Source organism: Sulfitobacter sp., assembly GCF_036961165.1.
Classification (GTDB): Bacteria; Pseudomonadota; Alphaproteobacteria; order Rhodobacterales; family Rhodobacteraceae; genus Sulfitobacter.
In genome coordinates, this window is record NZ_JBALVJ010000041.1 from 1 (window position 1) to 21,387 (window position 21,387).

At 57.2% G+C, this 21,387-nt stretch carries 23 protein-coding genes; 17 read left to right on the forward strand and 6 right to left on the reverse strand.

The features are described 5' to 3' along the window. Window positions 1–278: 278 nt before the first annotated feature. Genes V7730_RS15430 through V7730_RS15460 form a run of 7 tightly spaced genes read left to right on the forward strand, consistent with a single transcriptional unit; the run spans window position 279 to window position 8,271 of the window. Entirely contained in the window at window positions 279–1,055 is a 777-nt protein-coding gene (locus V7730_RS15430; RefSeq protein WP_335748491.1) for an IclR family transcriptional regulator, read from the forward strand. A gap of 16 nt (window positions 1,056–1,071) precedes the next feature. Then, window positions 1,072–3,168: a 3-hydroxyacyl-CoA dehydrogenase NAD-binding domain-containing protein gene (locus tag V7730_RS15435; protein WP_335748492.1), complete on the forward strand. Its 2,097-nt coding sequence runs from the start codon at window positions 1,072–1,074 to the stop codon at window positions 3,166–3,168. Between the two features lie 40 nt (window positions 3,169–3,208). Next, on the forward strand, window positions 3,209–4,408 hold the full coding sequence (locus V7730_RS15440; protein ID WP_335748493.1) for an acyl-CoA dehydrogenase family protein: 1,200 nt from the start codon (window positions 3,209–3,211) through the stop codon (window positions 4,406–4,408). 5 nt (window positions 4,409–4,413) lie between these two features. Further along, window positions 4,414–5,547 carry an acyl-CoA dehydrogenase family protein gene (locus tag V7730_RS15445; RefSeq protein ID WP_335748494.1) on the forward strand — a complete coding sequence of 378 codons (1,134 nt, stop codon included), beginning with the start codon at window positions 4,414–4,416 and terminating at the stop codon, window positions 5,545–5,547. Further along, window positions 5,528–5,959 (forward strand): PaaI family thioesterase, encoded by a 432-nt coding sequence (locus V7730_RS15450; RefSeq protein WP_335748495.1) that lies wholly within the window; start codon window positions 5,528–5,530, stop codon window positions 5,957–5,959. The genes V7730_RS15445 and V7730_RS15450 overlap by 20 nt, the downstream gene beginning before the upstream one ends. 14 nt (window positions 5,960–5,973) lie before the next feature. Further along, the gene (locus V7730_RS15455) at window positions 5,974–6,744 is read left to right on the forward strand and encodes an oxepin-CoA hydrolase, alternative type (protein ID WP_335748496.1); all 771 of its coding nucleotides are present in this window, start codon (window positions 5,974–5,976) and stop codon (window positions 6,742–6,744) included. 33 nt (window positions 6,745–6,777) lie between these two features. Further along, on the forward strand, window positions 6,778–8,271 hold the full coding sequence (locus V7730_RS15460) for a class I adenylate-forming enzyme family protein (protein WP_335748497.1): 1,494 nt from the start codon (window positions 6,778–6,780) through the stop codon (window positions 8,269–8,271). Window positions 8,272–8,305: 34 nt separating this feature from the next. On the opposite strand, the gene rpe is transcribed toward V7730_RS15460, so the two are convergent. Beyond that, entirely contained in the window at window positions 8,306–8,995 is a 690-nt protein-coding gene (gene rpe, locus V7730_RS15465; RefSeq protein WP_335748498.1) for a ribulose-phosphate 3-epimerase, read from the reverse strand. Between the two features lie 161 nt (window positions 8,996–9,156). Here rpe and V7730_RS15470 point away from each other — a divergent pair, with 161 nt between their 5' ends. The 8 genes from V7730_RS15470 (at window position 9,157) to V7730_RS15505 (ending at window position 15,801) form a co-directional block, all read left to right on the forward strand. Continuing rightward, window positions 9,157–10,179 (forward strand): ABC transporter substrate-binding protein, encoded by a 1,023-nt coding sequence (locus V7730_RS15470; protein WP_335748499.1) that lies wholly within the window; start codon window positions 9,157–9,159, stop codon window positions 10,177–10,179. A 63-nt stretch (window positions 10,180–10,242) separates the two neighbouring features. Then, window positions 10,243–11,004 carry an ABC transporter ATP-binding protein gene (locus V7730_RS15475; protein ID WP_335748500.1) on the forward strand — a complete coding sequence of 254 codons (762 nt, stop codon included), beginning with the start codon at window positions 10,243–10,245 and terminating at the stop codon, window positions 11,002–11,004. Beyond that, window positions 10,997–11,782 (forward strand): ABC transporter permease, encoded by a 786-nt coding sequence (locus V7730_RS15480; RefSeq protein WP_335748501.1) that lies wholly within the window; start codon window positions 10,997–10,999, stop codon window positions 11,780–11,782. The genes V7730_RS15475 and V7730_RS15480 overlap by 8 nt, the downstream gene beginning before the upstream one ends. Window positions 11,783–11,837: 55 nt before the next feature. Then, on the forward strand, window positions 11,838–11,990 hold the full coding sequence (locus V7730_RS15485; RefSeq protein WP_335748502.1) for a hypothetical protein: 153 nt from the start codon (window positions 11,838–11,840) through the stop codon (window positions 11,988–11,990). A gap of 135 nt (window positions 11,991–12,125) precedes the next feature. Continuing rightward, complete coding sequence (locus tag V7730_RS15490; RefSeq protein ID WP_335748503.1) at window positions 12,126–12,686, forward strand: hypothetical protein; 561 nt, start codon at window positions 12,126–12,128, stop codon at window positions 12,684–12,686. A 323-nt stretch (window positions 12,687–13,009) separates the two neighbouring features. Continuing rightward, complete coding sequence (locus tag V7730_RS15495) at window positions 13,010–14,215, forward strand: aminotransferase-like domain-containing protein (RefSeq protein ID WP_335748504.1); 1,206 nt, start codon at window positions 13,010–13,012, stop codon at window positions 14,213–14,215. Window positions 14,216–14,263: 48 nt separating this feature from the next. Continuing rightward, window positions 14,264–14,911, forward strand: a complete 648-nt coding sequence (locus tag V7730_RS15500; protein WP_335748505.1) for a DUF1007 family protein — start codon at window positions 14,264–14,266, stop codon at window positions 14,909–14,911. After that, entirely contained in the window at window positions 14,896–15,801 is a 906-nt protein-coding gene (locus tag V7730_RS15505; protein ID WP_335748506.1) for a nickel/cobalt transporter, read from the forward strand. Before V7730_RS15500 ends, V7730_RS15505 begins: the two co-directional genes overlap by 16 nt. Window positions 15,802–15,871: 70 nt before the next feature. Here V7730_RS15505 and V7730_RS15510 read toward each other — a convergent pair whose 3' ends face one another. From V7730_RS15510 to V7730_RS15520, 3 genes are all read right to left on the reverse strand, one after another. Then, window positions 15,872–16,228, reverse strand: coding sequence for an Hpt domain-containing protein (locus tag V7730_RS15510; protein ID WP_335748507.1), 357 nt, complete (start codon window positions 16,226–16,228; stop codon window positions 15,872–15,874). Next, window positions 16,225–17,193, reverse strand: coding sequence for a response regulator (locus V7730_RS15515; RefSeq protein ID WP_335748532.1), 969 nt, complete (start codon window positions 17,191–17,193; stop codon window positions 16,225–16,227). Before V7730_RS15515 ends, V7730_RS15510 begins: the two co-directional genes overlap by 4 nt. 228 nt (window positions 17,194–17,421) lie before the next feature. After that, a complete protein-coding gene (locus tag V7730_RS15520; RefSeq protein WP_335748508.1) occupies window positions 17,422–17,985 on the reverse strand; it encodes an ATP-binding protein in 564 nt (187 codons plus the stop codon). Between the two features lie 160 nt (window positions 17,986–18,145). Between V7730_RS15520 and V7730_RS15525 the strand changes: the two genes are divergently transcribed. Next, complete coding sequence (locus V7730_RS15525) at window positions 18,146–19,315, forward strand: M20 aminoacylase family protein (RefSeq protein WP_335748509.1); 1,170 nt, start codon at window positions 18,146–18,148, stop codon at window positions 19,313–19,315. Beyond that, complete coding sequence (locus tag V7730_RS15530) at window positions 19,312–19,965, forward strand: HAD-IA family hydrolase (RefSeq protein WP_335748510.1); 654 nt, start codon at window positions 19,312–19,314, stop codon at window positions 19,963–19,965. Before V7730_RS15525 ends, V7730_RS15530 begins: the two co-directional genes overlap by 4 nt. Here the strand turns inward: V7730_RS15530 and V7730_RS15535 are convergent. Then, window positions 19,940–20,251: an antibiotic biosynthesis monooxygenase family protein gene (locus tag V7730_RS15535; protein WP_335748511.1), complete on the reverse strand. Its 312-nt coding sequence runs from the start codon at window positions 20,249–20,251 to the stop codon at window positions 19,940–19,942. The two genes, V7730_RS15530 and V7730_RS15535, sit on opposite strands and share 26 nt — an antisense overlap. A gap of 107 nt (window positions 20,252–20,358) precedes the next feature. Next, entirely contained in the window at window positions 20,359–21,384 is a 1,026-nt protein-coding gene (locus tag V7730_RS15540) for a Fe(3+) ABC transporter substrate-binding protein (RefSeq protein WP_335748512.1), read from the reverse strand. Between the last annotated feature and the right edge of the window lie 3 nt (window positions 21,385–21,387).

Sequence of the window (21,387 nt, forward strand, 5' to 3'; positions counted from 1 at the left end):
GTTAATTCCTGCGGGGCTTTTGCGTGCCAATAGAACACCAACTTACAGAGCCCACCGCTAAAGAGATTCTTCAGATCTCACGCTGTAGTACGTGGCGCCAACAGGTTCTAGTGGCTCAATAACGGTCACATACGCATCTGATTCTCGAAATTTTAGATTGAACGTTGCGGAACGACCATTTTCGGAACGCTGTTCCGCAAGTTGACTGTGGACATCATCGCAGCGATCCTGATTATGTCCATTTCTATGGTATTAGATTTCATTCCTCTGGTCGCCCTATGACAAGCTACGTTACAGACCGCAAATTTGCGAACACGCTTGCTCGTGGGCTTGACGTTCTGCGGACGTTTCGAGCCAGCGACAATGGTCTGACTCATGCGCAGATTTCCGAACGCACTGGACTACCCAAGCCTACTATCTCGCGCCTCACCTATACACTTTGCGAGTTGGGATATCTGAGCCATGGCGGACGTAATGATCGCTTCCGGCTCGGTCCGGCAGCGATTGTGCTGGGCTCGGTAGCATCAGTCTCTGTCGGCTTTGTCGATATGGTGAGCGATGAGATGCAGCGCTTGGCGGATAAGACAGGCACCCTAGCTTTGATTTCGGTGCGGGATACGGACCGGATGTTGCTGATGCGTACTTGGCGCCCAGCAACCGCTTCAGCCATCTGGTTGGAGCCAGGCCACCGCATTCCGCTGCATGGATCGTCCTCCGGGATGGCCTATCTTGCCGCTTTAGATGATGAATGGTTCTCCGCGATAGATCCGGACGAGAATATGCACGTCTTTCGGCAGCTAGGTTGCGATCAATTGCTTGCGCGGGGCTTTGTAATTGCCCCCGAGGCCACACGCTATGCTAGCACCGTCAATGCGGTGAGCGTACCTTATTATGCCAATGAATTCGGTGAATCCGTCGCATTCACGTGTGGTGGAACACCCGCCACGCTTCCCCGCCAACGCATGCGGGATGACGTCGGCCCCGCCTTGCATGCGCTTGTAAAAGAACTCGAAAATCGCAGCGGACGCGCCCCCGCGCTGAGCCGCCGAGGATAATAAAATGGAGAAACCAATGTCCGATCCCGTATCTTTTTCTGTACATGGCCCTGTCGCCGTTTTGCGCATCCAAAACCCACCGGTCAACGCCCTATCGCAAGCTGTACGTCAGGGCTTATCTGATGGCATGGACCGCGCAGAAGTTGATCCCGCAATCAAAGCAGTTGTAATTGTGGGCGACGGTCGTGCGTTTATCGCGGGCGCGGACATAACCGAGTTTGGCAAACCTCCAATGGTGCCCTTCCTCGGGGACCTTTGTGCGCGGATCGAAAGCTCAGCATTGCTGGTGATCGCCTCGATGCATGGTGTCTCTCTTGGTGGTGGCCTCGAGATTGCTCTGGGTGCGCACTACCGCATCGCACAGCCAAGTGCGCGGGTTGGCTTGCCGGAAGTGCATTTGGGGCTGTTGCCTGGTGCCGGTGGCACACAGCGCTTGCCGCGCCTGACCGGAGCGAACAAAGCGATCGAAGTGATCACTTCTGGACGGCAACTCAAAGCCGCAGAGGCGCTGGAGATCGGCATCATCGACAAGATTGATGAAGGCGACCCACAAGAGGTTGGTCTTGCCTATGCGATGGATTTGATCGGAGCGGTCGCGCCGCGTCGTGTTGTTTCTGACTTACCTGCGGCAGAACCAATTGATTGGGATGCCGCCCATGAAGGTGCCCTGCAAAAAGCGCGTGGCCAGATCAGCCCTGGTGTCGCCGTACGTGCCGTCCAAGCGGCGTCCGAGCTGCCGTTTGCTGAAGGCATGAAGCGTGAGCGTGAACTGTTCATGGAAATGCTGCAAAGCGACCAAAGCTGTGGCATGATCCATGCCTTCTTCAATGAACGTGCTGTAAGCAACCTGGCCGAGCTGAAAGAGGTCGCGCCGCGCGCGCTTCAGGCCATCGGGGTGATCGGCGGAGGCACCATGGGCGCTGGTATCGCAACGGCAGCCCTCTTGGCGCAGTTTCAGGTGGTGTTGATCGAGACAGGCGAAGAGCAAGCCAGCGCCGCGAGAAGCCGGATTGAAGGCAACCTAACAGGCGCGCTCAAGCGTGGCAAAATTGCCCAAGCCCAGTTTGACGCGCTCACCACCCAAGCACTTACTGTGGCCGTCAACTATGACAGCCTCGCGCAGGTCGATCTGGTGATTGAGGCGGTGTTCGAGGATATGGCTGTCAAGAAAGAGGTCTTTGGCAAGCTGGACGCTGTGTGCAAACCCGGCGCCATTTTGGCCTCCAACACTTCCTATCTGGACGTAGACGAAATCGCCGCCTCGACTTCGCGGCCTGCTGATGTGATCGGGCTACACTTTTTCTCACCTGCACACGTGATGAAGCTGCTGGAAGTTGTTGTGGCAGATAAGACGGCTGCAGACGTTGTCGCGACTGGCTTTGATCTGGGTAAACAACTGGGCAAGATATCGGTTCGCGCCGGCGTCTGTGACGGGTTCATCGGCAACCGTATTCTTGCGGTCTACCGCACGGCGGCGGATCATATGGTGCTTGACGGCGCCTCACCTTACCAGATTGACCGGGCGCTGACGGGCTTCGGCTTTGCTATGGGGCCGTTTGCTGTGGCGGACCTTGCCGGCCTTGATATCGGCTGGATGACCCGCAAGCGCAAAGCGCCAAACCGCCATCCCGAAGAACGCGTGCCCACCTACATCGATAAGCTCTGCGAGCAGGGTCATTTCGGCCAGAAAACGGGCGAGGGTTATTACCTTTATGAAAAGGGCCAGCGCGCCAGCGTGCCCAATCCGAAAATCCCTGAACTCATCGCCGAAGAGCAGGCGGAGCTGAAAATTACGCCACGTGATTTCAGTGATCAGGAGATTGTCAGGCGCTACATGTGTGCCATGGTGAACGAGGCCGCAAAAGTGGTGGACGAGGGCATCGCCCGACGCCCTGCTGACGTGGATATGGTTCTGCTCTTTGGCTACGGCTTTCCGCGTTATTGGGGCGGGCCGCTGAAATGGGCTGATTTGCAGGGCCTGCCCGCTATCCTGGCTGATATTAAGCGTTTTGCGCAAGACGATGCATGGTTCTGGCAACCAAGCGCCTTGCTTGAAAAGCTTGTGGCCGATGGCCGCAGTTTTGAAGACCTAAACCGCGAAAGCGCTAAGTAACGCCAAACGGTACCGAATGGATTTGTAAGAGGAACAGGAAATGGATCTGAGCTATTCTGACGAAGAGAAGGCATTCCGCGACGAAGTGCGTGCGTTTTTGGAGGAAAAAGTCACCCCTGAAATGCAAGCTAAAGTGCGCGGCAAGGGTGAACTGACCAAGGCTGACATGGAGCATTGGCACGCAACGCTGAACGACAAAGGCTGGCTTGCGCCGAACTGGCCCAAGAAATTCGGCGGCGCCGAGTGGAATGCTGTGCAAAAGCACATTTTCGAAGAAGAGGCCGCAATGGTTTCTGCGCCACGTATCGTGCCGTTCGGTTTGGGTATGCTAGCCCCCGTTTTGCAGAACTTCGGTTCCCAAGAGCAGAACGACTATTGGCTGCCGCGTATCCTTTCCGGTGAGGACTGGTGGTGTCAGGGCTATTCAGAGCCAGGTGCGGGTTCCGACCTGGCCTCACTGAAAACAACTGCGGTCAAGAATGAAGCGGGCACGCATTATGTTGTGAACGGCCAGAAGAGTTGGACCACGCTTGGCCAGCACGCAAACATGATCTTCTGCCTCGTGCGGACGGACAAGGACGTGAAGCAGCAAGAAGGCATTTCCTTCCTGCTCATTGATATGGACACGCCAGGTATTGAAGTGCGCCCGATCATCCTGCTCGATGGTACACCTGAGGTGAACGAAGTTTGGTTTACCGACGTTGAAGTACCTGTTGAAAACCTTGTGGGTGAAGAGAACAAGGGTTGGACCTACGCCAAGTTCCTGCTGACCCATGAGCGGACAAACATCGCGGGCGTTGGTTTCTCTCAGGCAGGTCTTGCATCAGTCAAGCGTCTGGCAAAGTCCGAGATGGCGGGCGGCAAGCCCCTCATCGAGAACCCGCATTTCGCAGCGCGCGTGGCGCAGGTTGAGATTGATTTGATGGCGATGTCTACAACCAACATGCGCATCGTTTCAAAAGCGGCAGCGGGTCAGGCACCGGGTGTCGAATCCTCCATGCTCAAGGTCAAAGGTACGATTATCCGTCAGGAAATCAACGATCTGGCACGCCGTGCTGCAGGCGCATACGCGATGCCGTTTGCGTCAGAAGCTGTCGAAGGCTCAAATGAAATGCTGCCCGATCCGCTGGACGCTGGTCCGGTCGCGGCGAAGTATTTCAACAACCGCAAATTGTCGATCTTCGGGGGGTCCAACGAGATCCAGCGCGGGATCATCGCAAAAGTAACGATGGGGAGCTAAGGGCTATGAATTTTGATCTGACAGAAGAGCGGAAAATGCTGCAAGACAGCCTGCGTCGCTTCCTGCGGGACCGCTATGATACGGCGACACGCAACAAGATTTTGGAAAGCGACAGCGGCATGTCCACCGAGATCTGGGCCGAACTGGCCGAACTTGGCGTCATCGGCGCGCTCTTCACCGAAGAGCAGGGCGGTTTTGGCGGTAAGGGCTTTGACCTTGCCGTGGTATTCGAAGAGCTGGGCCGCGCAGGCGTGGTTGAGCCATTCCTTGATACGGCGGTTCTGGCCGGTGGCTTGATCGCTGATCTGGGCAATGACGACCAGCAGGCGCACGTGGAAGAGATCATTGCAGGCTCCCTGCAACTGGCCTTTGCCCATGGTGAGCCGACCAGCCGTTATGACCTGACACGTGTTGGCACAACTGCAACCGTGAAGGGCGATGAGATGATCCTGAACGGTCGCAAGGCTGTGGTCGTGAACGCCGAAGCCGCCGATATGCTGGTGGTTTCCGCGCGCGAAAGCGGTGGTCAGGACGATGCAGATGGCATCTCTCTGTTCCTCGTGCCGAAAGGTGCCAAAGGGCTGACGGTTCAGGGCTATGCCCTGTTGGCTGGTGGTCGCGCTGCTGAGGTTACGCTTGATGATGTGGCTGTGCCTGCGTCTGCGCGTCTTGGCGCGGCTGGTGCAGCTTCTCCTGCGATCGAAGCGCGTATTGCGGCGGCAAGTGTTGCTCAAACGGCTGAAACGCTGGGCGCGATGGAGACAGCTTGCTATCTCACCAAAGACTATCTTGGCACGCGCAAGCAGTTTGGTCGCCCCATCGGGACGTTCCAGGCGCTAGCGCACCGCTTCTCTGACCTGCTGATTGAGATGGAGCAGGCCCGTTCTGCCGTCATCATTGTAGCCGGTCATCTTGAGCATGAGCGTTGCACGCGTGAGCGCCATGTTTCCGCTGCTAAAAACTTGATCGGCCGCGTTGGTCGTCTGGTAGGCGAAGAAAGCATCCAGCTGCACGGTGGTATCGCCATGACGCAAGAATACGAACTGGCCCATATCGCCAAGCGTATCATCATGGCCGATCACCGTTTTGGCGATGTGGATCACCATCTGGAGCGTTTCATTGCCCTCGCAGCAGCCTAAAACAGAAGCCGGTTTCATCCATGGTGAGACCGGCACCCAAAGCTTGGTGGGGTATGTGGTGGATGTCCGCGACCCTGCCCACGGACGCTGCTACCTTAATGTAGGAGAGCAGCACCTCAACCGTCACGGCGCGCTGCATGGCGGTATTGCTGTGACCCTTCTGGATAATGCGAGCGGCACAACCGGCTCGCTTACTGTGGATGCCAGCGGGAAGGCACCGTTTTTGACGGTGTCGATGAACACGCAGTTTGTGGGCTCGGGCAGAACGGGGCGGATGACCGCAACCGGAACTGTCATGGGCGGAGGGCGCAGCCTGCTGTTCATCTCAGCCGAGCTGCGGCACGAGGATGGCACATTGGTGGCCACATCGACGGGGGTGTTCAAACGCGTCCCGCCGGAAAAATTGACTTAACAGGGAGAACCGCCATGGGCGCACGCATGGAAGACGCAGGCGACCGCTTGATCATTTGGAACGGCAATACGGAAAAGCGCGGCGCACTGTCGCCGGAGCTTTATGCCTGTATCCTGGAGGCTTGCGAATTGGCCAAAGAGCGGCGCATCCGCTCGATTATTCTGACGTCGGAGGGACCGTTCTTTTGCGCGGGCGGCGATTTGAATGTACTGATCTCGCGGCAGGGTATGCCTGAGGATGAGCGGCGCGCAGGCATTGACGGTCTGCACGATGTAATCCGCGCGATGCGGGCCTGTCCTGTTCCCATCATCGCTGCCGTAGAAGGTGGCGCTGCGGGGGCCGGTCTTAGCTTTGCGCTGGCTTGTGATATCATTGTCGCAGCGCAAGGCGCGAAGTTTGTCGCGGCTTACGTAAAGGCCGGGCTTGTTCCCGATGGCGGGCTCACCGCCCATCTGGCACGTGCCATACCGCGCCAGCTATCGATGGAAATGTGTATGTTGGCCCAGCCGGTTCTGGCAGAGCGGATGCATGCGCTTGGGGTGGTAAATACCCTTACCGAAGCTGGCCGAACCATGGGCACCGCGCAGAAGTATGCGGACCGTTTTGCTGACGGCCCACGTGATGCGCAGGCGGCCATTCGCAAGATGGTTGCGGCTGCTTATGACGTGACAGAAGCAGAACAGCTTGATCACGAACGCGATGCGATGGGCTATGCGACCGGTGCGCCGGAGGCTGCTGAAGGCATTGCTGCTTTCTTGGAAAAGCGTAGCCCGAATTACAGCTAACAGGCTAAAATTACTGATCTGGGAGGATGCCTGATGGCACGGGTAGAAGATTTTTTGAAGGACCGCGTAAAGGTCGCCCCTGATAGTACCGCGCTGAGCGATTCAAGCGGGGTTCACTGGAGCTATGCAGAGTTCGATCGCGCCAGTGAGGATCTGGCCGATCATCTGCGTGCAGCGGGTGTACAGCGCAATGACCGCGTACTTTTGCTGGTTGAAAACTGCGCAGCTGCGGTAGCAACCTTACATGCGGCATGGAGAATTGGCGCGGTGATCATCCCGTTCAACGCGCGCCAGACCGAAGCCGAAGTCGAGCGTGTGGTCAAACACGCAACGCCTGCCGCTATCGTGATGACGGGACATATCTCGCCTGATGCGACCGCTCACGGCGCGCGGATGGGAGCTGAAGAGATTACAGGCGCTTTCGGCACGCTGTTGTTGGCCAAGCGGGCGCCAGACCCTGATCCCGTTCTCGAAGGGGTTGCGGTGCTGCTTTATACAACGGGCACGACGGGTGACCCCAAAGGTGTGATGCTGACCCATGACAACGTCCGCTTTGGCGGCACAGCGTCAAGCAAGCTGCGGCGCATGACGCCGGATGATGTTGTTTATGGCGCGCTGCCGATGAGCCATGTTTTCGGTCTGATCTCGGTTCTGACGGGGGCGTGCTATACAGGTGCGCACGTAATGACCGAAGCACGGTTTTCGGCACAAAAGCTGTATCAGGCAGCGATGGACGGGGTAACGATCATTCCCGCGGTGCCGCAGATGCACGCGCTGGTCATGCAGTATACCAAAGAGCAGGGCATGCAGCGTCTTGGCGCGCCCAAGCTGAGGTACGTCTCGTCGGGCGGTGCGCCGCTTGACCCATCGTGGAAGCGCAAGGCAGAGGCGTTCTATGAGTTGCCATTGCAAAACGGGTTCGGCATGACCGAGACAGCCTCGGGCGCGTCGGCCACAGACAACCCCATCGGCTCCCCGGACATCTCTGTCGGACCTATTACGCCCGGAACGGAAGCGCGCATTGATGCGGATGCTCCCGGCGGCAATGGCATCGACGAAGGCGAAGTCCTCGTTCGTGGTCCACACGTGATGAAGGGCTATTACCGCAACCCTGTGGAGACAGCAAAAGCGTTGGATGCAGACGGTTGGCTGCACACTGGCGATCTGGGCAAGATCGATGACGATGGCCGCCTGTATATTCTCGGTCGGTCCAAGGAACTGATCATTCACGGCGGCTTTAACGTCTATCCGCCCGAAGTAGAGGCAGCGCTGAACGACCACCCGCAGGTGATCCAAAGTGCTGTGGTCGGACGCACGAAAGACGGCGACGAAGAAGTGCTTGCTTTCGTTCAGGTGTCAGATGCCGATAGGCCCGATGTTGAGGAACTGCGCCAATTTATCAAAGAACGCCTGACCGGATATAAACGGCCGAAGCACATCGTGCTTACGACAGCGTTGCCTGCTGCACCCACAGGCAAGCTGCTTAAGCATAAGATGATTGAAACATTCGCGGATGAGCTGCCTTAGGCAGCTCATCACCACCTTTCGGTGAGTTCTTAGCTTAAACGTAAACACCTGAAGCGGCTTCGCGGATCGCGCGGATGTTTCTGCCGTACGGCGCGGGGTCTTGGACCGAACCACCCTTGAACACGGCCGAACCTGCCACAAGCACATCGGCACCGGCACCGGCGACGATAGGGGCCGTCTTGGGATCGACGCCGCCGTCGATCTCAATGTGTACTGGGCGGTCGCCGATCATGCTGCGCAGGGTTTTGATCTTGTCGGTCATGTCGATGAATTTCTGACCACCAAAGCCGGGGTTCACGGTCATCACGCAGACGAGATCGGTGATATCCAACAGGTGCACCACAGCTTCGGCCGGCGTGCCGGGGTTAAGCGCGACGCCTGCTTTGGCACCTGACGCGCGGATGGCCTGCATGGTGCGGTGGATGTGGGGGGTAGCCTCGACATGGGCGGTGATGAAGTCAGCACCAGCGCGGGCGAAATCCTCAATGTAGGCATCCACCGGAGAGATCATCAAATGCACGTCCATCACGCCCTTGATATGGGGGCGGATGGCGGCACACGTCGCAGCACCAAAAGTGATGTTCGGCACGAAATGCCCGTCCATTACATCGACGTGGATCCAGTCCGCGCCCTGCGCTTCGACGGCCGCACATTCCGCGCCGAAGTTGGCGAAATCCGAGGCAAGGATGGAGGGAGCGATTTTGATTGAACGATCGAAGGACATGAGCAGCGGCCTTTGGTTACTGGGGTTAGCACGCTGATAGCGGCTTGCGCGGGGCAGGGCAATCGGCCGGGCGGCAAATTGGCGATCTGCAGCTGGTGCGCGCTTGACTTAGCAAAGAGGAAGGGGGCACTCTGTGACACAATAATTCGGGAGGATAGAAGATGACTATTTTGACACGGCGCCAGACACTTGGCGGTATTGCGGCCTCGGCTGCGGCATTGGGGCTGGCAGCGCCGGCAATTGCGCAGGGCCGCAAGATCGTATTGGGCGCGCTCAGCTTCACCAGCCACGCAGGCACATTTGTTGCGGTTGAGCGTGAATATTTCAAACAAGCCGGCATGGATGTAGAGCTGAAGTTCTTTCAGGCAGCGCAACCCATGGCTGTAGCCATTGCCTCTGGCGATGTTGACTATGCCGTGACGGCGATCTCGGGCGGTCTTGTGTCACTTGCGGACAAGGGCGCGATCAAGGTCATCGGCGGCGCGTTGCAGGAAGAGGCTGGGATCGACGGACAGAAGTTCCTTGTATCGGGCGCTGCATTCAAATCAGGGATTACGGCTCCGGGTATGTTGGACGGTAAGTCCTACGGGATCAGCACCGCTGGTTCCTCCTTCCATTACATGGGCGCGAAAATGGCCGCAGCGGAAGGGATATCGTTGCAGTTCAAGCCGCTGCAAAAGGTGGGCGCGATTATCGGCGCGCTGAAGTCGGGCCAGATTGATGCGTGGTCCATCGTGCCGCATATTGCAAAGCCGCTGGCAGGCTCGGGTGCTGTACATATCGTCGGCGATGTGGCGACCTATCTGCCGGATTATCAGGTCACAACGCTGTTCACTTCGGCCAAAAATGCCCGTGATGAAAAGCAGATGACACAAGACTATGTGGCCGCCTATTCCAAAGGTGTAGCCGACTATAACGCTGCCATGATCGCCCGCGATGGCGGCGATGGCGACGTGAATGCCATGGTCGATCTGCTGCACAAATACGTGTACACTGACCGCCCGCGCGAAAAGGCGGCACCGTCTATCATCAATGGAACCATGCGCCTAAACGAAGGGGGCAAGATGAACGTCGCCTCCGTCCGCGATCAGCTAGAGTGGTTCCAGTCCGAAGATCTGGTGGGCAAAGATATCTCGCTGGATGCGCTGATTGATACGTCTTATGTGGAAACTGTCGGCGCGTGATCGCCTGACAATGATGCGGTGGGCCGGACCTGAGTGTCCGGCCTTTTCAATTGGGAGACCAAGATGGATCTGAAGCTCGACGCGGTGACGCACCGTTATAGCGATACAGTTGTTCTGCGAGATATCTCGCTAGAGGTTCCGTCCGGTCGGATCACCTGCATTGTGGGGCCATCTGGCTGTGGTAAGTCCACCCTGCTCCGTCTATTGGGCGGGTTGGAAAAGCCGACCCAAGGCGCTGTACGTCAGTTGGGCAGTCCACCCGAAGGTTGCCTGAATGCACTCACATACATTTTTCAAGACTTTGCGTTGCTGCCTTGGCGCACCGTCGAGGGGAATGTGGCGTTGGTGCTGGAAGATCACAAGCTGCCAAACCAGCAAGAGATCATCGTAGATGTCCTTGCCCGTACGCGGCTTTCAGATTTTGCTGGTGCCTTGCCCAAGCAATTGTCGGGCGGGATGAAGCAGCGTGTGGCGATTGCGCGGGCACTGGCGGTCAACCCTGCGGTGATGCTCATGGATGAACCGCTCTCGGCGTTGGACAGCCAGACGCGAGAGCTGCTGATGGATGATCTTGTAAACCTTTGGACGCGCGCGCCCTTCACCGCCGTCTACGTCACTCACAATCTGGCCGAGGCCGTGCGGCTGGGCCACCGGATTGTCGTGCTGTCCCGCCGCCCCGGCGAAGTCCGCGAGATTGTCGAGATTGACACACCGCTGGAGGCGCGTGCACACGGCGATCCTGCGCTGGACGCACAGCAACAGCACCTTTGGAGCCTTATGCGGGACGAAGCCGCAGCGGCAGATGCGGAGCTGCTTCATGTCTGATCGGGTTCCATTTCGCGGCGGTGGGTTTGCCCCTGTGCGGGTGCGGGGGGTGGGCATCGCCGTTTTTGTATTGCTGATTGCCTTTGCCGAATGGGGCACGCGCAGTGGCTGGATCACGTCGCTGACCTTGCCTAAACCATCGGACGTGCTGGCCACGTTCGTAGAACTTTGGCAAAGCGGCTTGCTGTTTAAACATCTGCTGCCATCGCTCAGCCGTCTGGCTGTGGGCGCCACTATGGGTGCCATTGTTGGTATTGCCGTTGGTGTGATGATCGGACTGTTCGCCTATGTGCGCGCCGGATTGGTGCCGCTGGTCGCCGCGATTTTTCCAATACCTAAAATCGCGCTGCTCCCTCTTTTTGTGATCTGGTTTGGCATTGATGAAGGCTCCAAATACGCGCTGATCGCTTTTGGTACTTTCACCCCGACTGTCGTGGCAACCTACGCTGCCGTGGACAATGTGGACCGGACGCTGATCCGCATGGGCCAAAGCTTTGGCCTGTCGTGGTGGTCCATCGTGCGCAAGATTGTCTTGCCCGGGGCAATGCCCGGCATTTTATCGGGGCTGCGCATCTCGCTCACCATTGCGATTATCTTGCTGGTCGCGGCAGAGATGTTGGGCGCGCAATACGGTGTCGGCGCCTACATCCTAGAGGCGGGCAGCCTGTATGATCTGGAACGTCTTTTTGCTGGTGTAGTGATCCTGTCGGCGCTGGGCGTAGCAGTGTCTTCGATCATTGGCGTGTTGGAGCGTCGCGTTCTGCGCTGGCGCGTCTGACGGGAACCAAGCAACCTGTAGGTGTGTTGTCTTCTTGAAGCATGAGGAGGCGGCAATGGCGCAACATGACACCGGCGAAGGCATCATGCAAAAGAGCTATACCCGCAAGATCACGCGCAGCATCAAGGGGGCAGATGTCACCCGTGACGGCAGCGACGATGATCCCGCCCTTTTTCATCGAACAAGAAAACGGGCGCGCGGTGCTTAAACTCTCCTCCGAAGTGCGGGTGGCGTGAGCATGGCTTTAACTATGTCGCCCCTGACGGTACCACAATCGCACGGGGGCCGGAGCGTTAAAAGGCTCGAAGCGCTAGCGGTGCCGCCAGCCTATTAAGACGCCAGGATGCGCTCGCTGGCCAATGGGTACTTACAGGCTGCTGGTCGCGATGCCCGTGCGCGTAAACAATACAGGTATCATGAAAAATGGGCCGAAGCGCAGGCGCAGACCAAGTTTGATAGCCCAACGATTTTTGCACACAGCTTGCCTCGTCTGAGGGAGCATGTATCGCGCGATCTGGAACAGGACGCGAGCGAGCGTGAGTTCGCTCTGGCCTGTGCTGTAACCCTGATCGACCGCACATCGATGTGGGTGGGCCATCCCGAATACACCGATCAAAACGGCAGCTATGGAGCGCTGACTCTCTGGCGTCGGCATGTCACTTTGGGCGATGACGGCATCGGATTATGCTACACTGCTAAGGGCGGAAAGAAAGTCCGCTGCCACGTGAAGGATCGCACATTGGGCCGTGTCCTGCACAAAGTCGGGGATCTGCCGGGCGCAGAAGTGCTGACGTGGCTAGATAATGACGGCGCACCACATATGCTCAGTTCTCAAGCCCTGAATGCTTGTTTCGCCGAAGGAACTGGCGAGGAGGGTCTTACCGCAAAGACATTCCGCACGTAGGCCGACACAGTCGCGGCATTCGAAGTCGGCGAAAAGGCGGCGCCACAATAAGACAGATGGCCGACGCGGCTGCAGCCCGTCTTGCCAACATGCTGACTGTTGCACGCAACAGCTAAACCCACCCCGATGTTATAGAGCTTACAGGCGCAGAAGCGCTGTCTGGTTTTGACGCTGGGCGATCAGGTCTGCGCGCAACTGAGAACCGCTTGCTGGCCTATCTGGAGCGGTAGGATAGGACCGATTCGGAATTATAGGACATATATATTGACCTAAATTGGGAATCAGTGCTTTGTGGCTCCACAGTGAGTTTCGGGGAGGAACAGATGGACTGGCATCAGATTTTCGCAACACGCAACAACCGCATGAAAGCCAGCGAAATTCGCGAGCTTCTCAAGCTGCTGGACCAACCTGATATTATCTCATTTGCCGGCGGTATTCCTGATCCCGATCTTTTCCCTGCCGAAGCCTTTCAGGAAGCATTCGCCGCTGCCCTCACGCCTGATATGCAAGCAACGGCGCTGCAATACTCTGTCTCTGAAGGATACGGCCCACTGCGCGACTGGATCGTTGAGGAGATGGCCCGTCTTGGCATCCCTTGCACCCGTGACAATGTGCTTATCACCTCCGGCTCCCAGCAGGCGCTTGATTATCTGGGCAAGCTGTTTCTCAGCCCTGGTGATACTGCCCTTTTGGGTTGGCCCACATATCTGGGGGCGCTGGGCGCGTTCAACGCGTATGAGCCGCGCTATGACCGGCTTGACCCAGAGACAAACCGATCTGCTGCTGACTATGCCGAAGCGGCAGGTGAGGGGCGCGTAAAATTCGCCTATATGTCGGTAGATTTTGCCAATCCGACGGGCCGTACTTTGGACTCCGACATGCGTGAGCGGGTGATTGATCTGGCCGACGCGCTGGACATCGCGGTGATCGAAGACGCCGCCTATCAAAGCCTGCGCTATGAAGGCGAGGCGCTCGCGCCCGTTCTCGCGCGCGAGATAGAGCGTAAAGGTGACATCAACGCCTGTCGCACGCTCTATTGCGGGAGTTTCTCCAAAACGTTGGCACCGGGCCTGCGGGTGGGTTGGGTCTGCGGCGCGCAAGAAGTCATCAGCCAGTTGGTGCTGCTGAAGCAAGCGGCGGATCTGCACAGTTCGAGCATCAATCAGATGGCCATTGCGACCGTGGCCAACGCCCAGTTCGACAGCCATGTTGCCAAGATCAAGACCGCCTACCGTGCGCGCCGTGACCGGATGCTGACAGCTCTTGAAGCGCATATGCCGAAAGGTGTGACATGGACACGTCCCGAAGGTGGCATGTTCATCTGGCTTGAGCTCCCCACACAGATCAACTGCGCCGATCTGCTCGCTCAATCGCTCCAGTCAGAGCGGGTGGCCTTTGTGCCGGGGCATGCATTTTTCGCAGATGAATCGGGGGCCAATAGCATGCGCTTGAGCTTTAGCCGCACGGATGAGGCAACCATTGATGAGGGTATTGAGCGGCTGGGTCGGCTGATTGCCGCCGCTCTCTAGGCAATATGGCAATTGAACCGCACCCTGCATGGTTCTAAGTAGCGCGGTATGAGAACTGTGGTTTGCCTGTGTCTGTCTATGCTTGCGGCTCCTTTGGGCGCGCATCCGCATATCTTTGTGAACACCGGTTTGTCCTTTGTTGTGGATGACCAGAACAGGCTTACCCATGTGCAAGTCACGTGGGAATACGACGAACTGTATTCACTGCTGGTGACCGAAGACATGGAAATTGACAGCGACTATGATGGCATACTGACCGAGGCTGATACAGCCGCCCTGACCGGATTTGATATGCAATGGGTCGAAGGCTTCAACGGCGATCTTGTAGGCGAGCTTGACGGGATAGCGCTTGTGTTTTCAGGGCCCTCCGCTGCGACAGCGTCATTCAAGGATGGCAAGATCACCACGACCCATGTCCGCGAAGTGATAGGCAATACTCAGGTCACCGGCCCTGCGATTTTCAGACCCTATGACGGCACCTACTACACCGCCTATGAAGTCGGCCTGCCGGTTGACGTACAAGGCACGTCGACCTGCGAAGTTGCCCTCGACGCGCCTGATATTGAGGGCGCGCTTTCCATGACAAGGGCGGAACTGTCGGCGCTACCTGAAGACTACGACATGGAAGCCGCAGGCCTGAGCGACATCGGCGCGCGCTTCGCAACAGAAGTCAGGATCACATGCGCAGCGCTGTAACCATCGCCGTTCTGCTGGCAAGTGCCGTGCTGGCGTACCTGTGGTTCAGTGGCGGGTTCAGTCAGATCGGTGTCTGGGCGGCAGGAGAGCAACGTAATTTTCAAAACGGCATCGCCCGCACCCTGCGCGCCCTTCGTGGCGGTGAGGCCGGCGCCTATATGCTGCTGCTGGGCAGTTGTTTTGCCTACGGGTTCTTTCACGCCATCGGGCCGGGCCACGGGAAGCTGCTGGTGGGCGGTTACGGCATGGCGCGCGCGGTGCCGATGCTGCGCTTGTCGCTCATCGCGCTGGTTTCGAGCCTTGGTCAAGCGGTCACTGCGGTGGTATTGGCCTACGGTGGGCTGTGGTTGCTGGGTCTTACGCGTGACCGGATGGTCGGCGCGGCAGAGGACTGGTTGGCCCCGCTTAGCTATACAATGATCGCGGCGATTGGGTTGTGGCTTGTGCTGCGCGGCTTGCGCCGATTGCAGCGCGCGCAAGCGACAAGTGGACATGACCACGCACACCACGGTCACACCGAGGTCTGCGATAGCTGCGGCCACCGCCACGGTCCGTCGCTGGAAGAAGCGGAGCAGGCAACAAACTTACGCGATGCGCTGATCCTGATCGCGGGTATTGCTGTGCGCCCTTGTACCGGCGCTTTGTTTGTTCTGATCATCACGTGGCAAATGGGCATTCCCATGGCCGGGATTGCAGGCGCGTTCGCCATGGCGCTGGGCACGGCTTCGGTTACGGTTGCCGTGGGCATCGCCGCCAGCGGCTTTCGTGGCGGCATCATGCGCAGCATTGCACAGGCTGGTGCGCTGGTCTGGGTCATGCCGATGATCGAAGTCGCCGCCGGGCTTGTCGTGGTAGCCTTGTCTGTGGCGCTGCTGCTGAGGGCTGTTTGAGCTTCAGTAGATGGAGGTGTAGCGGATGATGATGGGCGTTAGCGTAATAAGAAAAAGCGCAGGTAGCACTTCAAGCGTGTCCAGTGATCGTCGCACATGCTTTGACAAAGGTATCAACGCACCAGATGATTTCACCCGGACAGATCGCAAGGTCCGCATAAGGTCCGTCCAAATGCGCGATGATCTGTTCCTCGCACAACAATGCTGTCCCGCCCAGTTCATGGAAACCTACGGTTCCAGCCGATCCAGCGATCTGGTGCAGGATGTTTTGCGCATGCTTCAGGTTGTCGTTAATTTCATCAGTAGTTTCACCATCCCACGCGGCAAGCGCGTGTTGAGCAATGATGTTCTTGCGGTCTTCCAGCAAATCCACAAAACGATCGCGGATCCGTTCAAGGCCGGGGAATTGGTGAGTGAGGGCATTCATGCGATTTTCTCCGATTGGAAAAAGTCATATCTTAGACGCTCATGCTCAGCAGCCGCTTTTTCTGCCGACACCTGTGCAGTGACAATGCAACTCGGGATTTGCTCACCCGATTTCCAGACAAGGCTGATCGCAATGCCGGCGCTGACACGAGGGTTAAGATCAGTGCCGTCACCGGACATGATGCTGGCCTGATTGAGGTGAAGATTTGCGAGATCGGTCATGGCAGCCATGTTGGGTCGGCTGCCAGATCCAGTGATGCAAACGAACGTGCTACTGCCTGCGTAAGCTATCAAAACACGACGGTCGCTGAACCTGCCGGAGATCACTTCGACCACGTCCGCGATGAGTGTTTTGAAATCGTGCGCACTCAAGTTTTCGCAATGCACCGTTGCGTTTCGCAGGGTAAACGCAAACACTGTGGAGTCAAACAGAGCGTTTCGGGAAAGCTGTGCCACATAGTTTTTCATGGCATCAAAAGAGATAACGTTTTCGATGTCACGCACTTCGAATGCGTCATTCGGGTCAAGGTGTACTTCGGTGTTGCTAGCCTTGTAAATCGCAACTGCATCAAAGGTCTTTTTGCGGGTTTGTACCAACTGTTCGACGACGTTTATTCGGGTTCTCAGCTCGATCAGATCGAACGGTTTGAAAATATAATCCGTCGCGCCTGCGGCAAAAGCAGCGTCTATGTCGCGCTTTTCTGACATGACGGTTAGCATCACAATTGGTGTGGAATCGTACCCATCAGTCTTACGAATATGACGCGCCAACATGGTTCCGTCCACGCTCGGCATTTGGATATCGAGCAGAATGCAGTCAAAAGCGGGCCCATCGTTTTGATCAAGGATTGTTAAGGCCTCCTGGGCGGACGCTGCCGACACCATCACGTGTGTATCCATTTCTGACAGAACCTGACACAGAATCTCCAGGATGACCGGATCATCATCTACCGAGAGAATCTTCATCACAGGCTACTCCAATCATTCTGGCTATTCGGCGTTTTGTTGATCCAAAATGGACTTAAAACATGGCGAAAGTGGGACAATTTAGTAGCCAAGAAAGGGTGTTCCATAGGGTGTTTACGCATATGGAAACCTCTAACCCGGCAAAAGGTGGCTTTTCCAAACGGTCCACCTCGTGATTGCCAGGTTTAGGCGGGTCTCAAAGGTATTTTGGAGAGGTAAGGCCAATCTTTATGTGGCAATTCCAAAGGGTCTTGGTACGCCGCGTTGACTGCTGGTTTCACCTTCGCGAGTGTTACATCGGTGATCGTCAAAGAAGGTTTTTCGACATCTGCGGTTGGTTGGAAATCGATTTTCCCGCCGTGCGCTTCGATGACCCTTTTGAGATGTTGAGCCAATGCCGGTGCTGCTGAACCTGTGGGTGTCGCTTTTATCAAGCTCGCTAAAGCTGTCGAAGACGCGCGCTTTGTTAGCCGCATCAATCCCCACACCCTGCTTGCGCAGAGTGATGCGATTGCGCTCGGGCGTGGCGGCGACTATCAGCATCACTTTGCTATCAGGGGGCGAGCTCTTGGCCGCGTTCAGAAGCAGGTTTGTGATCACTTGCTCCAGACGCATCGGGCCTGCATGCATGTTTGTGTCGTTATCCATTGGCAGCATTTGCAGACGTTTGGGACCCAGCGCGATACCGCGCTCGGCCAACCGGAGCCAATGGAATCTGCTCATACTATGTAAAGCCCGTTTTTTTTGCACTACTTCTCGTGTGAATATGGTGCGGAAATGTGGTGGCTCCAAAGTCAAATCCTTTCTTTATCATGAAATATCAAGATGTTGGACGTTTCCTGCGTCTCAAGGAAAAGGCTGCGGCACATATATCGGTTGACCTGCGCAAGGCTGGCTTGGATGTTGGCGCAAGGCATCATGTGGCAAAAATTGCCGCGCAAAGGGGATACAAATGGCTGTTGAAAACTGGGTGGCAAAAGACATCGAGGCGTTGACGGAATTCCGCCGTGATCTGCACCGGAATCCGGAACTGTTGTATGATGTGCACCGCACCGCTGCGAGCGTGGCCGAGCGCCTGCGCAGCTACGGCTGTGACGAAGTGGTTGAGGGCATTGGCCGTACCGGTGTGGTGGGTGTTATCCATGGCCAAAGCAACACGTCGGGGCGAACCATTGGTCTTCGCGCTGATATGGATGCACTGCCGATTAAGGAAGAAACCGGCGCCGAGTGGGCCTCGACCGTGGCGGGAAAGATGCACGCCTGCGGGCACGACGGGCATACGACGATGCTTTTGGGGGCGGCCAAGCATCTGGCCGACAGCCGCGCGTTTGATGGCTGCGTTCTGGTCATTTTCCAGCCGGCTGAAGAAGGCGGTGCAGGTGCGCGGGCGATGATCGAAGACGGCATGTTCACACGCTGGCCCTGTGACGAGGTCTACGGCATGCACAACCGTCCGAACCTGCCTGTGGGCGAATTTACGATCAGCGAAGGCCCGATCATGGCCTCTGTGGATGAGGTGCGTTTGCGCGTGGTAGGACAGGGCGGACATGCCGCCATGCCTCACAATACGGTTGATCCCTTGCCAATCGCGGCGGCGCTTATTCAGGCGGTGCAGGGGTTGACCGCACGTAGCTTGGACCCGATGGACAATGCTGTCGTTTCGCTGTGCACCATTCACGCGGGCGATGCCTTCAACGTGATCCCGCAAGAGGTTGAGATCACCGGCACCGTTCGGACCCTACGCGAGGAAGTCCGCACCCACATCGAAGAGCGCTTGCGCGTTCTGGTGGAACAAACCTGCGTTGCGCAAGGCGCCGAGGGGCATCTAGAATACATCCGGATGTACCCTGTCACAGTGAATAATCCCGAAGGAACGCTGCGCGCCGCGCGCGCGGCCCAAGAGGTGGCGGGGGACAAGAATGTCTCGCTCGATATGCCGGCAAGTATGGGTGGCGAGGACTTCTCGTTCATGCTCAACGAAGTGCCGGGTGCGATTATTAACATTGGTAACGGTCCGTCGGCAGGGCTGCACCATCCCGCATATGATTTTAATGATGATGTGATCGCTTGGGGGTGTTCCTATTGGACAACTCTGGTCCGCCAGCGGATGCCATTGGCATGATCCTGCGCATAGTTTTCGACCTTGATGGCACGTTGATCGACAGCGCGCCTGACATTCAGGGGGTGGCGAACACTCTGCTGGCCCCACATGGCGGCCAGATCACATTGGCGCAGACCCATAAGTTCATCGGCAACGGCGTGGCAGTTTTCGTAACGCGGATGTTGGAAGCGTTAGATTTGCCGCAGCAGTTGCACGCTGAAATGGTGCCTGCGTTCAAGGCCGCCTATCTGACGGCTTTTCAACATACCGTGCTTTATCCAAACGTGAACCAAGCACTCGAAGTGCTCAAAGGCAGCGGGCATGTCTTGGGCATCTGCACCAACAAGCCACTTGCACCCTGTATGGCGGTGATGGATCACTTGTCGTTAAGCCCGTTTTTTGAGACCTTCTGGGGCGGTGATAGCTTGCCGGTGTGCAAGCCTGATCCTGCACCGCTTCGCGCCGCATTTGAGGCGCTGGGGCAGGGGCCGTGCGTCTATGTTGGAGACAGCGAAGTTGACGCGCAAACGGCACAGGCCTGTGCTGTCCCGTTCTTGTTGTTTACAGAAGGGTATCGGAAGATGGAGGTTTCAGAAATTCCGCATGCCGCCGCATTCAGCGACTTTTCCGCATTACCTGATCTGGCTAAGCAATACGCTGAATTGCAGTGAAGCCTTCGAACACTGGCGTTCCCTCATAAAGCTTCGGGGTTTGTTTCGCGTCCTTGTGAGAGTTGCGGAAGGCGTCGCTTTTGGTCCAACCGCTAAAGGCATCTTCTGAGGCCCAGACCGTGTGCGAGGCATAGACAATCTTGCCCGCGATTTCTGGTCCCTTGAGCATGTGGAACTCGACAAACCCGTCCATCTTTTTGAGGTGACTGTCCCTTTCAAGCCAGAGGGCTTCAAAAGCGTCAGCGTTTTCGGTGGGAACGGTAAAGCGGTTCATGGCCAGATACATTGCGGTCTCCTTAGGGCTATGGAGCCTAGATAGCACTTTTTGTGCGAACGCATATGCAGCAAAGAATACCCGCCGCACAGTTGACTGCGCGGCAGGTGAGGGTCGGATTATTTCCAGCCAACATCGTTAAAGATTTTTTGAGCTGTTGGCAGGTTCTCTGCCACGGCAGAAAGATCAACGCTGTCAGCCTTGAACTCACCCAGCTTCGCAACGCTTTCGCTCAGCGCGACACCTTCGACCGCTGGGAATTCGTCGTTGCCAGCCGAGAAGTACTGCTGCGCCTGATCGCTGGCGAGGTACTCAAGGAAGGTAATCGCATTCTCGCGGTGCGGCGCATTTGCTGCCACACCTGCACCCGACAGGTTCATGTGCGCGCCTTCAGCTTCTTGCGCCGGGAAAATCCAGCCGATCTGGTCGATGCTCTCGGTCACGCCTGTGACATCGGTGCGCAGCGCGCGGGCGAAATAGTAGGAGTTCGCAATCGAGATATCACACTCGCCCGAAACGAGGCCGCGCAGCTGGTCGGTATCGCCGCCCTGTGGATCGCGGGCGAAGTTGTCGACCATGCCTTGTGCCCAAGCATGTGCCGCTTCTTCACCGTGGTTTTCGATGATCGAGGCCAGCAGCGTTTGCGAATACGTGCTGGAAGAGGACCTGTGGCAGACCATCCCTTTGAATTTAGGATCGGCAAGTGATACATAATCGAGCGGCGGCTCGGTCACGTTGTTCTTGTCATAAAAGATGATCCGCGCGCGCTGGGAAAAGCCGAACCACTGGTTGTCATTGTCCTGCAGGTTGGCGGGAATGCGGTCTTCCAGCACAGCGCTGTCGATGGATTGCAGCACGCCGGCATCTTTCGCGCGCTTTAGGCGCGAGGTGTCCACAGTGATCAGCACGTCAGCGGGAGAGTTTGCACCCTCGGCTTGCATCCGCGCAATCAGCTCGTCCGCCTTACCTTCGATCCGGTTCACCTTGATGCCCGTAGCTTCGGTAAAGTCGGTATAGAGGCGTTCGTCGGTGTCGTAGTGGCGCGACGAGTAAAGATTGACTTCGCCCTCTGCGGTGGCAGCACCGGCACCCGCAATAAGGGCAGCAGCGGCAAAAACGAGGGGGGGAAGGGGGGAGCGGGCCATGAT